The sequence below is a fragment of the Modestobacter sp. VKM Ac-2977 genome (assembly GCF_026968045.1).
Classification (GTDB): Bacteria; Actinomycetota; Actinomycetes; order Mycobacteriales; family Geodermatophilaceae; genus Modestobacter.
Window position 1 is genome coordinate 980675 of the sequence record NZ_JAPVBQ010000001.1, and the last position, 13994, is coordinate 994668.

General features: G+C 71.7%; 14 protein-coding genes. 8 read left to right on the top strand and 6 right to left on the bottom strand.

Annotation, left to right across the window (positions count from 1 at the left end):
• Window positions 1–275 precede the first annotated feature (275 nt).
• The 3 genes from O2V63_RS04805 to clpX all read left to right on the top strand — a co-directional run bounded on the left by O2V63_RS04805 (window position 276) and on the right by clpX (window position 3153).
• Window positions 276–926, top strand: a complete 651-nt coding sequence (locus O2V63_RS04805) for an ATP-dependent Clp protease proteolytic subunit (RefSeq protein WP_442928990.1) — start codon at window positions 276–278, stop codon at window positions 924–926.
• Between the two features lie 2 nt (window positions 927–928).
• A complete protein-coding gene (locus O2V63_RS04810) occupies window positions 929–1561 on the top strand; it encodes an ATP-dependent Clp protease proteolytic subunit (protein WP_036336713.1) in 633 nt (210 codons plus the stop codon).
• Window positions 1562–1878: 317 nt separating this feature from the next.
• Complete coding sequence (clpX, locus tag O2V63_RS04815; protein ID WP_269166421.1) at window positions 1879–3153, top strand: ATP-dependent Clp protease ATP-binding subunit ClpX; 1275 nt, start codon at window positions 1879–1881, stop codon at window positions 3151–3153.
• A 128-nt stretch (window positions 3154–3281) separates the two neighbouring features.
• Here clpX and O2V63_RS04820 read toward each other — a convergent pair whose 3' ends face one another.
• Both O2V63_RS04820 and valS read right to left on the bottom strand, forming a co-directional pair.
• Window positions 3282–4067 (bottom strand): DUF559 domain-containing protein, encoded by a 786-nt coding sequence (locus tag O2V63_RS04820; RefSeq protein ID WP_269166422.1) that lies wholly within the window; start codon window positions 4065–4067, stop codon window positions 3282–3284.
• Between the two features lie 320 nt (window positions 4068–4387).
• Entirely contained in the window at window positions 4388–6976 is a 2589-nt protein-coding gene (gene valS, locus O2V63_RS04825) for a valine--tRNA ligase (protein ID WP_269166423.1), read from the bottom strand.
• A gap of 19 nt (window positions 6977–6995) precedes the next feature.
• Between valS and O2V63_RS04830 the strand changes: the two genes are divergently transcribed.
• Together O2V63_RS04830 and O2V63_RS04835 are read left to right on the top strand one after the other, a co-directional pair.
• A complete protein-coding gene (locus tag O2V63_RS04830) occupies window positions 6996–8393 on the top strand; it encodes a bifunctional folylpolyglutamate synthase/dihydrofolate synthase (protein ID WP_269166424.1) in 1398 nt (465 codons plus the stop codon).
• Complete coding sequence (locus O2V63_RS04835) at window positions 8390–8779, top strand: DUF4233 domain-containing protein (RefSeq protein WP_269166425.1); 390 nt, start codon at window positions 8390–8392, stop codon at window positions 8777–8779. The genes O2V63_RS04830 and O2V63_RS04835 overlap by 4 nt, the downstream gene beginning before the upstream one ends.
• A 6-nt stretch (window positions 8780–8785) precedes the next feature.
• Here the strand turns inward: O2V63_RS04835 and O2V63_RS04840 are convergent, their stop codons facing one another.
• Together O2V63_RS04840 and O2V63_RS04845 are read right to left on the bottom strand one after the other, a co-directional pair.
• Complete coding sequence (locus tag O2V63_RS04840) at window positions 8786–9322, bottom strand: Clp protease N-terminal domain-containing protein (protein ID WP_269166426.1); 537 nt, start codon at window positions 9320–9322, stop codon at window positions 8786–8788.
• Between the two features lies 1 nt (window position 9323).
• Window positions 9324–9545, bottom strand: a complete 222-nt coding sequence (locus O2V63_RS04845) for a helix-turn-helix domain-containing protein (protein ID WP_269166427.1) — start codon at window positions 9543–9545, stop codon at window positions 9324–9326.
• A 72-nt stretch (window positions 9546–9617) separates the two neighbouring features.
• Between O2V63_RS04845 and ndk the strand changes: the two genes are divergently transcribed.
• On the top strand, window positions 9618–10040 hold the full coding sequence (gene ndk, locus O2V63_RS04850; protein WP_269166428.1) for a nucleoside-diphosphate kinase: 423 nt from the start codon (window positions 9618–9620) through the stop codon (window positions 10038–10040).
• Window positions 10041–10099: 59 nt separating this feature from the next.
• Here ndk and O2V63_RS04855 read toward each other — a convergent pair whose 3' ends face one another.
• Both O2V63_RS04855 and O2V63_RS04860 read right to left on the bottom strand, forming a co-directional pair.
• Window positions 10100–10606 (bottom strand): hypothetical protein, encoded by a 507-nt coding sequence (locus O2V63_RS04855; RefSeq protein WP_269166429.1) that lies wholly within the window; start codon window positions 10604–10606, stop codon window positions 10100–10102.
• On the bottom strand, window positions 10603–10869 hold the full coding sequence (locus O2V63_RS04860; RefSeq protein ID WP_269166430.1) for a helix-turn-helix transcriptional regulator: 267 nt from the start codon (window positions 10867–10869) through the stop codon (window positions 10603–10605). The genes O2V63_RS04855 and O2V63_RS04860 overlap by 4 nt, the downstream gene beginning before the upstream one ends.
• Before the next feature lie 181 nt (window positions 10870–11050).
• On the opposite strand from O2V63_RS04860, the gene O2V63_RS04865 reads away from it, so the two are divergent.
• Both O2V63_RS04865 and O2V63_RS04870 read left to right on the top strand, forming a co-directional pair.
• A complete protein-coding gene (locus O2V63_RS04865; RefSeq protein WP_269166431.1) occupies window positions 11051–12979 on the top strand; it encodes a TIGR03960 family B12-binding radical SAM protein in 1929 nt (642 codons plus the stop codon).
• On the top strand, window positions 12979–13746 hold the full coding sequence (locus O2V63_RS04870; RefSeq protein ID WP_269166432.1) for a TIGR03936 family radical SAM-associated protein: 768 nt from the start codon (window positions 12979–12981) through the stop codon (window positions 13744–13746). The genes O2V63_RS04865 and O2V63_RS04870 overlap by 1 nt, the downstream gene beginning before the upstream one ends.
• The last annotated feature ends 248 nt before the right edge of the window (window positions 13747–13994 follow it).

The window sequence follows — 13994 nt, forward strand, 5'->3', positions numbered from 1 at the left end:
CTGTCGTTCCGGCGTGCCGTCCAGGTCGTCGCCTCGCAGGTCGGCGCCGGTGCCGCTGCGCCCACGGCGAACACCGGCCCGCGCCGGGAGGAACCGGTCGGGGGTGCGCGTTAGGGTCGACGTGACACTCAGGCAACCCTGAAGGACGACCACACGAGGCCGCACTGACGACCGGCACCGAGGGTCGTCCGCAGCGTCGTCGGTCGCCCCCGACCACCGGCCAACCCGTTCCACGAGACCGACTGCACCGCAGTCCTACGGAGGTCACCGCACCCGTGAGCAACTCAGACCTGATCACCGCCGGCGCGCCGCTGATGCGCGCCGGCGGCTCGATGATGAACCTCAACGACTCGGTCTACGAGCGCCTGCTGCGTGAGCGGATCATCTTCCTCGGCAGCCAGGTCGACGACGTCATCGCCAACCAGCTCGCCGCGCAGATGCTGCTGCTGTCCGCAGAGGACCCCAAGCGCGACATCCACCTCTACATCAACTCGCCCGGCGGCTCCGTCACCGCCGGCATGGCGATCTTCGACACGATGCAGTTCATCGACTGCGACGTCGCCACCTACGCGATGGGCCTGGCCGCCTCGATGGGCCAGTTCCTGCTCACCGCCGGCACCAAGGGGAAGCGCTACTCGCTGCCCCACACGCGGATCCTGATGCACCAGCCCTCGGCCGGCGTCGGCGGCACCGCCTCCGACATCGCCATCCAGGCTGAGCTCTTCCGGAGCACCAAGGTGCAGCTCAACGAGCTGCAGGCGCAGTTCACCGGGCAGACGGTCGAGCAGATCGAGAAGGACTCCGACCGCGACCGCTGGTTCACCGCGCAGGAGGCCCTCGAGTACGGCTTCGTCGACCACGTGGTGACCCGCGCGGAGTCCATGACCTCGACCGACAACCCGGTCACCGACGGACCGGAGAAGTGACCATGAGCAGCAGCTTCGAGATGCCCTCCAGCCGGTACATCCTGCCCTCCTTCGTGGAGCGCACGAGCTACGGCATGAAGGAGTCCAACCCGTACAACAAGCTCTTCGAGGAGCGCATCATCTTCCTCGGGGTGCAGGTCGACGACGCCTCGGCCAACGACGTCATGGCCCAGCTGATCACGCTGGAGTCCAACGACCCCGACCGTGACATCACGATGTACATCAACAGCCCCGGTGGCTCCTTCACCGCGCTGACGGCCATCTACGACACGATGATGTTCGTCCGCCCCGACATCCAGACCGTCTGCATGGGCCAGGCCGCCTCCGCGGCCGCCGTCCTGCTGGCTGCCGGGACGAAGGGCAAGCGTCTGGCGCTGCCGTACTCCCGGGTGCTGATCCACCAGCCCTCCGGCGAGGCCGGCGGTCAGGTCACCGACCTGGAGATCCACGCCCGGGAGATCGAGCGGGTGCGGGTGCAGATGGAGAGCATCCTGGCCCGGCACACCGGGCAGAGCCAGGAGCAGGTCCGCAAGGACATCGACCGGGACAAGATCCTCACGGCCCAGGAGGCCATGGAGTACGGGATCGTCGACCAGGTCATCCAGAGCCGCAAGCTCAACGCACTGCCGGCCTGACGCAGTGATGGGACGGGCCGAGGGCGCGCGTGTCGCGCTCTCGGCCCGTACCGTTCTCCCATCCGGCGTCCCGCTGTCCTCGCGACTCAGCCGGGTTGCGGGGGAGGGCCGGGGCGGGTGTTACGGGCCGGGCGACCCGGGTGAGTTCCTGCCCGGGAACGTCGGATCAGCCGGGTAGGTTCGGCGAACGCCCGATCCCCGGTCCACGACCGCAGGGGCACCGAACGCCAGCTGGAAGGGCGTCGACGAGGGCATGACACAGCACGAACCAACGGGGCCGCAGCAGCGTCGTCCCATTCGAGGTGGAGGTCAGCCAGGTGGCACGTATCGGTGAGAGCGGCGACCTGCTCAAGTGCTCGTTCTGCGGGAAGAGCCAGAAGCAGGTCAAGAAGCTCATCGCTGGCCCTGGGGTGTACATCTGCGACGAGTGCATCGACCTCTGCAACGAGATCATCGAGGAAGAGCTCTCGGAGTCGTCGGACCTCAAGTTCGACGAGCTGCCCAAGCCCAAGGAGATCCACGACTTCCTCGAGCAGTACGTGATCGGCCAGGAGCAGGCCAAGCGCACGCTCTCCGTCGCCGTCTACAACCACTACAAGCGGGTGCAGGCCGGCGGTACCGACCGGGGCCGTGACGAGGGCGTCGAGCTCGCCAAGTCGAACATCCTGCTGATGGGCCCGACGGGCTGCGGCAAGACGCACCTGGCGCAGACGCTGGCCCGGATGCTCAACGTGCCCTTCGCGATCGCCGACGCCACGGCGCTGACCGAGGCCGGCTACGTCGGCGAGGACGTCGAGAACATCCTGCTGAAGCTGATCCAGGCGGCCGACTACGACGTCAAGCGCGCCGAGACCGGGATCATCTACATCGACGAGGTCGACAAGATCGCCCGCAAGAGCGAGAACCCGTCGATCACCCGGGACGTCTCCGGCGAAGGCGTGCAGCAGGCGCTGCTGAAGATCCTCGAGGGAACGACCGCATCGGTGCCCCCGCAGGGCGGGCGCAAGCACCCGCACCAGGAGTTCATCCAGATCGACACCACCAACGTGCTGTTCATCGTCGGTGGCGCGTTCGCCGGGCTCGACGAGGTCATCGAGGCCCGTACCGGCAAGCAGGGCATCGGCTTCGGTGCCGAGGTGCGCGGCAAGGCCGAGGTGGAGAAGGCCAACGCCATCGCCCAGGTCATGCCCGAGGACCTGCTGAAGTTCGGCATGATCCCCGAGTTCATCGGCCGCCTCCCGGTGATCACCACGGTGCAGAAGCTCGACCGCACGGCGCTGATGAACATCCTCACCGAGCCGAAGAACGCCCTGGTGCGCCAGTACCGCCGGCTGTTCGAACTCGACGGGGTGGAGCTGGAGTTCACCGACGACGCGCTCGAGTCGATCGCCGATCAGGCCATCCTGCGGGGCACCGGTGCGCGTGGGCTGCGGGCGATCCTGGAGGAGGTGCTCCAGTCGGTGATGTACGACATCCCCAGCCGCGAGGACGTCGCCACCGTCGTCATCACCCGCGAGGTCGTGCTGGAGCACGTGAGCCCCACCCTCGTGCCCCGCAAGCCCGCCCGCGCCCCCCGCGAGAAGTCCGCGTAGTCCCAGCACCACCTCCGACGGCCCGTTCCCCAGCAGGGGAGCGGGCCGTCGGCGTTCCCGGCCCCGGTCGGTCGGGGTGATGTGCACTCCAGGCGCGTTCTGGCCGAGGAACCCGCCGTAGCTGCACATCACCGGGCCCGGAGCAGGGCCTCCCGCGCCGCGCAGACGGCCAGGATCTCCCGACGGCACCCAGCCGGGTCGGTCGTCAGCCGGCGGTAGCTGAACCGGAGGACGACCCACCCGCACGCCGCCAGCGCGACGTCCCGTCGGGTGTCCCGCTCTCGTGCCTCGGCGCTCCCGTGGAAGGCCGCGACGTCGAGCTCGACGGCGACCTTCAGGCGCAGGACGGCGGCATCCAGGCGAACCGTGCCGGAGCGCAGCCGGACGGGGTGTTGCTGGACGAACTCGGGCATCCCGGGCCCGCGCAGGACGTGCTGCACTCCCCACAGCTCCAGTTCGCTCTGACTGCCGTCCTCGACAGCGGCGATCAGCTGGGTCAGGGTGCGACGGCCGGGGAGCGCGGGACGCAACTCGACCTGAGACCGGAGGTCCTGGGCTCGGGCTCGCCCGTCGCGGAGGGTCTCGATGACGGCTGCCCGCGCCAGCTCGGGGAGCCGCGGCTCGGCGGGCCGCCCATGCGCCAACCCCCAGGTGTCGACCACAGCGCGGGGCACCGAGGTCACCGGGTAGGGCCCCCAGGCCGCCCGGTCCAGCCGCTGCACACGGTGGCTGGTGACCGCCTGCAGCACCGGGGCACGGCGCCCGGCGGGGATGGACCCGTGGACGTGCCGACGTGCGGACGCCACGCCCCAGACGGTCAGTGCGCTGGTGTGGCTGAGCACCCCGTCCGTGGCCAGGACGGCGGCCAGCGCGCGGACCCGCCACTCGCCCGCGCGTTCAGGGAGGACGACCACCCCCGGGTGCGGGCATTCCAAACGGCCGGCTCTGACCCAGGTCCCGACGGTGTGTCGGTCCACGCGGCCGGCCAGGTCGGCGACGCGCGTGACGCCGTCCCGACCGAGGAGGGCGGCGATGTCGTGGGCCATGCGCGCCACACTCGGTCACCGGTAGCGGCCGATGCGCCGTCGCTCGGCAACTGTGGACGGCCGCGTCAGCTGTGGACGGTGACGATGTGCGACCACGGCGCGTTCCGGCCACTGGACCTGCCGTCAGTGCACATCACCGGCAGGCGCCGCCGGCTGCCGCCCGGGGATCGGGCAGCAGCCGGGCGGCGTCAGGCGGTCGGAGGTGTCTCGGCGAGGACGACGTCGACGCGGAGGGGGCCGTCGCCGGCGACGACGGTCAGTTCCGCGATCCGGCCGGCATCCACCAGGTCACCCCGGGCGGCCTCGACCGCGGCCACGCGTGCCTCGGGCACGGTCACCGTCGTCGTCGCCACGTCGGTGCGCATCGACGTCTTCGCGTCGGACTTCGCCTTGCGGACGAGCGACAGCACCTCGGCCGCTGCCGTCACCACCGCCGGGTCACCACCGGTCGGCAGCTCGGTCGCGGCCGGCCACAGCGCCCGGTGCACCGAGCCGGTCTGCCACCACGACCAGACCTCCTCGGTGACGAACGGCAGCACCGGGGCGAGCAACCGCAGCTGCACCGACAGCGCCAGCGCCAGCGTGGCCTGGGCGGAAGCAGCCGCGGGGCCAGAGCCGTAGGCGCGGGTCTTCACCAGCTCCACGTAGTCGTCGCAGAAGGACCAGAAGAAGGACTCGGTGACCTCGAGCGCCCGGGTGTAGTTGTAGGCCTCCATCGCCGCGGTCGCCTCGTCGACCACCTGGGCCAACGAGGCGAGCAGCCCGCGGTCGATCGGCTCGGTGACCGCCTCGGCCGTCAGGTCGGGAGAGGCGCCCAGCCCCAGCACGAACTTGCCGATGTTGAGCACCTTCATGGCCAGCCGTCGGCCGACCTTCATCTGCGCCTCGTCGAAGGGCGAGTCCGCACCCGGCCGGGCGCCGGCAGCACGCCAGCGCACCGCGTCGGTGCCGTAGCGCTCCAGCACGTCGATCGGGGTGGTCGCGTTGCCCTTGGACTTCGACATCTTCTTGCGGTCGGGGTCGACCACGAAGCCGGAGATGGTCGCGTGGGTCCACGGCACCGCGCCGTGCTCGAAGTGCGCCCGGACGACGGTGGAGAACAGCCAGGTGCGGATGATGTCGTGCGCCTGGGGCCGCTGGTCCATCGGGAAGACGTGCGCGAACAGCTCCGGGTCGGTCTCCCAGCCCGAGGCGACCTGCGGCGACAGCGACGAGGTGGCCCAGGTGTCCATGACGTCCGGGTCCGCCATGAACCCGCCCGGCACGCCCCGCTGCTCGGCGGTGAAGCCCTCGGGGACGTCGGAGGACGGGTCGACCGGCAGCGCCGACTCCGGCGCCAGGATCGGCGCGGAGTAGTCGGGTTCGCCCTCGGGGTCCAGCCGGTACCAGACCGGGAACGGCACACCGAAGAACCGCTGCCGGCTGATCAGCCAGTCGCCGTTGAGCCCCTCGACCCAGTTGTCGTAGCGGTGCCGCATGTGCTCGGGCACCCACTGGATCTCCCGGCCGCGGGCCAGCAGGGCGTCGCGCAGGTCGCCGTCCCGCCCGCCGTTGCGGATGTACCACTGCCGGGTGGTGACGATCTCCAGCGGGCGCTCGCCCTTCTCGAAGTACTTCACCGGGTGGGTGATCGGCTTCGGGTCACCGACCAGGTCACCGGACTCACGGAGCAGCTCGACGATCCGCTGCTGCGCGCTGAAGGAGGTCTTGCCGGCCAGCTCGACGTAGACGTCGGCGGGCACGTCGGCCGGCGGGTCGGCGATGAACCGGCCGTCCCAGCCGATGACGGCGCGGGTCGGCAGCTGCAGCTCGCGCCACCAGGTGACGTCGTTCAGGTCGCCGAAGGTGCAGATCATCGCGATGCCCGAGCCCTTGTCCGGCTCGGCCAGCCGGTGCGCCACGACCGGCACCTCGACGCCGAACAGCGGCGTCGTGACGGTCTTCCCGAACAGCGGCTGGTAGCGCTCGTCGTCGGGGTGGGCGACCAGGGCCACGCACGCCGGCAGCAGTTCGGGGCGGGTGGTCTCGATGAACACCGGGCCCTCGGGGCCGGCGAAGCCGATCCGGTGGTAGGCGCCCGGGCGCTCCCGGTCCTCCAGCTCGGCCTGGGCGACGGCGGTGCGGAAGGTGACGTCCCAGAGGGTCGGCGCCTCCTGCGCGTAGGCCTCACCGCGGGCCAGGTTGTGCAGGAACATCTTCTGCGCGGTGGCCCGCGAGGACTCCGAGATCGTCCGGTACACGTTCGACCAGTCGACCGACAGGCCCACCCGGCGCCACAGCTCCTCGAACGCGTCCTCGTCGACGGCGGTGAGCCGCTCGCACAGCTCGACGAAGTTGCGCCGGGAGATCGGGAGCTGGTCCTTGCCCGGCTTCTCCGGCGGGGTGAAGTCCTCGTCGTAGGGGAGCGAGGGGTCGCAGCGCACGCCGTAGTAGTTCTGCACCCGGCGCTCGGTGGGCAGGCCGTTGTCGTCCCAGCCCATCGGGTAGAAGACGTGCTTGCCGCGCATCCGGTGGTAGCGGGCGACGATGTCGGTGTGGGTGTAGCTGAACACGTGGCCCACGTGCAGCGACCCGCTCGCCGTGGGCGGCGGGGTGTCGATCGCGTAGGTCTGCGACCGGGGGGCGGAGAGCGCGGCGTCCCGGTCGAAGGCGTACGTGTCGCCCTCGGCCCAGCGGGCCACCCACTTGTCCTCCAGCCCGTCGATCGAGGGCTTCTCGGGTACGCCGCCGGTGCTCCCCGGGGGAGTGCTGTCCAGGGATCGGGTGTCGGCAACCATGACTGGCATCCTAGGAGCGATGAGCACCTCCCTTTCCCGTGACCTGGCCCGGGTCGAGCAGGCGCTCCTGGCGCGGTGGCCGGAGAACCGGCTCGAGCCGTCCCTGACCCGCATCTCCGCCCTGGTCGACCTGCTGGGCTCACCGCACCGCGCGATGCCCGTCGTCCAGGTCACCGGCACCAACGGCAAGACGACGACGGCGCGGATGGTCGACGAGCTGCTGCGCGGCTTCGGCCTGCGCGTCGGCCGGTTCACCAGCCCGCACCTGGAGTCGATGCGCGAGCGGATCGTGCTCGACGGCGAGCCGCTGCCGGCCGAGCGCTTCGTCGAGGTCTACGACGACATCGCCCCCTACGTGCAGATGGTCGACGCGGGCAGCGACGTCCCGATGTCCTTCTTCGAGGTGATGGTGGCGATGGCCTACGCCGCGTTCGCCGAGGCGCCGGTCGACGTCGCCGTCGTCGAGGTCGGCATGGGCGGCACCTGGGACGCGACCACCGTCGCCGACGCCCGGGTCGCCGTCGTCACGCCCGTCTCCCTCGACCACGCCGAGTACCTCGGGCCGGACGTCGCCACGATCGCCACCGAGAAGGCCGGGATCATCAAGCCGGCCTCCACCGACGGCGTGCTGCCCGACGGGCGCCCGGACGGCGGCGTCGTCGCGGTGCTCGCCCACCAGCCGGCCGGCGCGCTGGAGGCGCTGGTGCGGCGGGCGATCGAGGTCGACGCGACCGTGGCCCGGGAGGGCACCGAGTTCGGCGTGCTGGAGCGCCGGGTCGCCGTCGGCGGCCAGCAGGTGCGGCTGCAGGGGCTGGGCGGGGAGTACGACGAGGTCTTCCTGCCGCTGTTCGGCGCGCACCAGGCGCAGAACGCCGCCGTGGCGCTCGCCGCCGTGGAGGCGTTCCTGGGTGCCGGGTCGGCCACCGGCCCGGTCGCGCAGGACGTCGTCCGGGAGTCCTTCGCCGCGGTGCGCTCGCCCGGCCGGCTGGAGCGGGTCCGCACCTCCCCGGCGGTGCTGGTCGACGCCGCGCACAACCCGGCCGGCATGGCGGCGACGGTCGAGGCCGTCCGGGAGTCCTTCGACTTCACCCGGCTGGTCGGCGTCGTCGGCTGCGTGCAGGGCAAGGACGTGACCGGCATGCTCGCCGAGCTGGAGGGCCTGTGCGCCGAGCTGGTGGTCACCCAGAACAGCTCGCCGCGGGCGATCCCGGCCGATGAGCTGGGGGCCCTGGCGGTCGACGTCTTCGGTGCCGACCGGGTCAGCGTGCACCCGCTGCTCACCGATGCGCTGGAGTCGGCGATCGAGCTGGCCGAGGCCGGCCCGGACGACGCCCTGGGTGGCTCCGGCGTGCTGGTCACCGGCAGCGTGATCACCGCGGGGGAGGCCCGGGCCCTGCTGTCCGGCGCGCAGCGGTGACGGCACCCGACCCGGTGCGCGCCGGCCGGGCCCTCGGCGGGGCTGCGGCCGCGATCCTGCTGCTGGAGGGGATCGCCGTCCTCTTCGTGCCGCGGGGCATCGCCCAGATCGGAGAGGGGCTCACCGGCACCCGGCTGACCGTCCTGCTCGTGCTGGCGGTGCTGCTGATCCTCGCCAGCGGGCTGCAGCGCCGTCCGCAGGGTCTGGTCATCGGCACGGCACTGCAGGTGCCGCTGCTGCTCACCGGGCTGCTCAGCGGGGCGATGTGGCTGGTCGGCGGCGTCTTCGTGGCGATCTGGCTGTACCTGCTGCAGGTCCGCAAGGAGCTGCTGGGCACGCCCTTCGGGCCGCCGCCGACCGCACCCCCGGCGCCGCCCGCCGGCTGACCGGCGCTACGCCGCCGAGGCGTCCCCGAGCTGACCGCGCAGCCGGTCGGCGTCGGTGCCCAGTTGCTGGAGCACCCGCCGCACCACCGGATCGCCGACGGCGAGCAACCCCGCCAGCACGGCACCGCTGTCGATGACCCGGGCCCGGCGGCGCAGCTTCGACCGCAGGACGTGGCGCAGCGACTCCTCCAGGGCGCGCTTGCTCCCATCGGCGAACGGCAGGTGACCGGACGGCTCGCGGCCACCGCGGTCCAGCGCGCCCGGGCCGAAGGCGGACTCGGCAGCAGCGCGCACCTGGTCCAGGTCGATGCCGATGGCGGCCAGTGCGTCGGCGTCCAGCGCGCCGTTCGAGCGTGCCAGGGCCGCCTCGACGGATCCCAGGTCGGCGCCGGTCGCCCGCAGCGCCTGGCCCCCTCGACCGGGGTCGGCCGTCAGGGCCAGCAGGAGGTGCACCGGCTCGACCTGTTCGGCGTGCAGCCAGCGGGCCTGCGCCTGGGCCATGACGACCACCTGACGAGCCTCTCGGGTGAAGCGCTCGAACACGTCATCGGTCCCTTCTCGAGGTGGCGTGCTTCTTGTGGACGGCCTGCCGGCTGACGCCGAGGGCATCGGCGATCTGCTGCCACGACCAGCCGCGGGCCCGGGCCGAGGAGACCTGGAGCACCTCCAGGCGGTCGGCCAGGTCGCGCAGGGCCCGGATGGCACGGAGCCCGGTGTCCGGGTCGTCGGCCGCGGCGGCGGTGGTGACGTCGGTGGGGGAGGCCATGCCGTCAACCTAAGTTGACGGATCGAGGCTGTCAACTGAAGTTGACGCGCGCTGTCCCGTACGCTCCCGGCCGTGTCTGCACCCACTGCTGAGCGTTCGCTGGTCCTGGTCAAGCCCGACGGCGTTGCCCGCGGCCTGGTCGGCCAGGTCATCGCCCGCCTGGAGGCCAAGGGCCTGCGCCTGGTCGCCGCCGAGCTGCGCACCCTGACCACCGAGGTCGCCGAGGAGCACTACGGGGAGCACCGCGAGCGGCCGTTCTTCGGCTCGCTGGTCGAGTTCATCACCGGGGGGCCGCTGCTGGCCCTCGTGGTCGAGGGGCCGCGGGCCATCGAGGCCTTCCGCGCGCTGGCCGGCGCCACCGACCCGGTGAAGGCCGCCCCCGGCACGATCCGCGGCGACTTCGCCCTCGAGGTGCAGGCCAACATCGTGCACGGCTCCGACTCGCCCGAGTCGGCCGAGCGCGAGATCGCGCTCTTCTTCCCCCACCTCGGTTGAGGGGGGCCTGCATGCGGGTCGACGCCGACCCGCATGCAGGGCCTCCTCTGCCCGGAAGGTCAGAGGTCGGTGTCGGCGGATTCCTCGGGAGAGGTCCAGGCCAGGTGCCAGTAGGTCAGCAGGCCACTGGTGAACCACAGCAGGAACCCGAGGCAGAGCGCCAGCACGATGTGCCCGGTGAGGGCGACGACGGCGACTGCCCCGGTGAACGCCGCGAACGTCAGTGCCACGCTCGGCCAGCCCATCGCGCTGTGCGATCGTTCGCCCAGTCGGCGCTGGTGCTCGTCCAGTGAGCGCGCGTCACGGTCGAGGATGCCGCGGATGCCCAGGTTCAGCAACGAGTGCATCGGGATGAGCGCCAGCATCCCAACGGTCCATGTGCCGAAGAACCACGTCGACCACCCCGTCTCGGTCGCGCTGGCCGCGAGGGTGGCCGCGATCAGTGCCGCCAGGAGCGCCGCCTCGGCGACGACGGCGCGCCGGCGGACCCGGGGGTGTCGGGTCCACCCGTAGCGCTCGTCCTCGAACGTGCGGGCGAGGTAGGTCGGCTCGGGGGAGATGCTCACGACGTCCTCCTGAGGAGTTCCTGGCTGAGTGAGGGCAGGGGGTCGAGGGAGAAGACCGCCTCGACCGGCAGGTCGAAGTAGCGGGCGATGCGCAGCGCCAGCGCCAGGGACGGGCTGTACTCGCCGCGCTCCACGTAGCCGATGGTCTGCGGGTGGACGCCCACGGCCTCGGCCAGTTCCTTCCGGCTGACGCCGCGGTCGGCGCGGAGCACGCCGATGCGGTCGTGCACCTTGTCCGCTTCACTCTTGGGCTGTCGTCCCATGGAAGGAAATGTAGCATTATTTATACGGAATGGTCCATAGGTGTTCGGATGTCGCGGTAGAAGGACCCAGCGTCGCGCGCCGGAGCTCCGGTACGGACGGCGACTCCACGTCGTGCGGCGGCCACCGCCGACCCGCGAGGGGCAGTGGGGCGACACGTCAGCCGTCTACCCTGAGGCGGTCATGACTGTGGAATCGCTATACCCCCGCCTCGAGCCACTCCTCGCCCAGGTGCAGAAGCCGATCCAGTACGTCGGTGGCGAGCTCAACGCCCAGGTGAAGCCGTGGGACGACGTCGCCGTCCACTGGGCGCTGATGTACCCCGACGCCTACGAGGTGGGGCTGCCCAACCAGGGCCTCATGATCCTCTACGAGGTGCTCAACGAGCGCCCCGACGCCCTGGCCGAGCGCACCTACGCCGTCTGGCCGGACCTGGCCGGGCTCATGCGCGAGCACGGGGTCGGCCAGTTCACCGTCGACGCCCACCGCCCGGTGCGGGAGTTCGACCTGCTGGGCGTCAGCTTCGCCACCGAGCTGGGGTACACGAACCTGCTCGAGGCGCTCGACCTCGCCGGCGTCCCGCTGCACGCGGTCGACCGCGACGAGAGCCACCCGGTGGTCGTCGCCGGTGGGCACGCCGCCTTCAACCCCGAGCCGGTCAGCGACTTCGTCGACTGCGCGGTGCTCGGTGACGGTGAGCAGGTCGTCGGGGACATCACCGACGTCGTCGCCGCCTGGAAGGAGCAGGGTCGCCCTGGGGGACGGGTCGAGCTGCTGGCCCGGCTCGCCCGCGTCGACGGGGTCTACGTGCCCCGCTTCTACGCGGTCAGCTACGCCGCCGACGGCACGATCGCCGAGGTGCGGCGCACCCGGGACGACGTCCCGGCAAAGGTCGGCAAGCGCACCGTGATGGACCTCGACGAGTGGCCCTACCCGAAGCAGCCGCTGGTCCCGCTGGCCGAGAGCGTGCACGAGCGGATGAGCGTGGAGATCTTCCGCGGCTGCACCCGGGGCTGCCGCTTCTGCCAGGCCGGGATGATCACCCGCCCGGTCCGCGAGCGCACGATCACCGGCATCGGCTCGATGGTCGACGCCGGCCTCAAGGCCACCGGCTACGAGGAGGTCGGGCTGCTCTCGCTGAGCAGCGCCGACCACTCTGAGATCGGTCAGCTGGCCAAGGAGCTCGCCGACCGGTACGAGGGCACCAACACCGGCCTGAGCCTGCCCAGCACCCGGGTCGACGCCTTCAACGTCACCCTGGCCAACGAGCTCTCCCGCAACGGCCGCCGCTCCGGGCTGACCTTCGCCCCCGAGGGTGGCAGCGAGCGCATCCGCCGGGTGATCAACAAGACCGTGTCCAAGGAGGACCTGGTCCGCACGGTCACCACGGCATACGCCAACGGCTGGCGCCAGGTGAAGCTGTACTTCATGTGCGGCCTGCCCACCGAGACCGACGAGGACGTGCTGGAGATCGCCGAGCTGGCGGTCGAGGTCATCCGTGCCGGCCGCGAGGCCAGTGGCAGCAAGGACATCCGCTGCACCGTCTCCATCGGTGGCTTCGTGCCCAAGCCGCACACCCCCTTCCAGTGGGCGGCGCAGGCCAGCGCCGAGACGATCGACCACCGGCTGCGGATCCTGCGCGAGGCGATCAACGCCGACCGCCGGATCGGCCGCTCCATCGGCCTCCGCTACCACGACGGCAAGCCCGGGGTGATCGAGGGACTGCTGTCCCGCGGCGACCGCCGGGTCGGCCGGGTCATCGAGCGGGTCTGGCGCGACGGCGGGCACTTCGACGGCTGGAGCGAGCACTTCTCCTACCAGCGCTGGGTCACCGCCGCGGCCGAGGAGCTGGCCGCGTTCGGGGTCGACCTGGACTGGTACACCACCCGGGAGCGCACCGAGCACGAGGTGCTGCCCTGGGACCACCTGGACTCCGGGCTGGACAAGGAGTGGCTCTGGGACGACTGGCAGGACGCGATCTCCGAGGACGAGGTCGGCGACTGCCGCTGGACCGGCTGCTACGACTGCGGCGTGTGCCCGACCATGGGCACCGACATCCAGATCGGGCCCACCGGGCGCAGCCTGCTGCCACTGACCCCCGTCGGCCGGTAGTGGCCCGCACCCCGGACGGCCCACCGCCGCCGCCCACCGTGCAGAAGCTGCGGCTGCGCTACACCAAGCGCGGTCCGCTGCGCTTCGCCTCGCACCGCGACCTCGCCCGGGCCCTGGAGCGGGCGCTGCGCCGCGCGCAGGTGCCGATGGCGTTCTCCGCGGGCTTCAGCCCGCACCCGAAGATCTCCTACATGGGCGCGGCGCCGACCGGCGCGGCCTCGGAGGCGGAGTACTTCGAGATCGGGCTCTCCGCACGGCGCGACCCGGAGCAGGTGCGGGTCGCGCTGGACGCCTCGCTGCCCCCGGGCATCGACGTCCTGGAGTGCGTCGAGGCCGTCGAGGGCAGCGGGTCCCTGGCCGACCGCCTGAACGCCACCCGGTGGCGGATCGACCTGCCCGGGGTGGACGCCGACGAGCTCTCCACGGCGGTGCAGGCCTTCCTCGCCCAGGAGGTGGTGCTGGTCGCGAAGCGGACCAAGAACGGCACCAAGGACGTCGACGCGCGGGAGGCGGTCGTCTCCGCCGCGGTCGCTGTTGAGGCAGGTTGTGCCATACTGCTCGTGGTCGTACGGCAGCTCACGCCGACCGTGCGACCGGATGACGTGATGGCCGCTCTGGCTGCCGTCGCCGACCTGCACCCGCCGTTGCCCGCCCGGGCCGTGCGTGAGGCGCAGGGCCGGCTCGACGACAGCGGTGACGTCGCCGATCCGCTGGGGCCCGACCGCGAGGCCAGTTCCCGCTGCCAGGGGGAGCCGGCTCAGGTCTGACCTGGCGGGACCGGATGCGCCGGGCGTCGCCTGCGACACGTCTGCCAGCCGTGGCGCTGCATCACCTGAACTCGGCACCACCTGAACGCGCGAACGACCGCACCACCAGTGTTGAGCACGCTGCACCACCGGGCCCCAGCCGCACCGGCCGGGGCGCGGACCAGACTTCGCGGGCCGGGCAGAACCGCCGCTCCCAGTGGCCGCCCGATCCGCCCAACCCACGTCCCTGCGCGGCCGCCAGTCGGAGA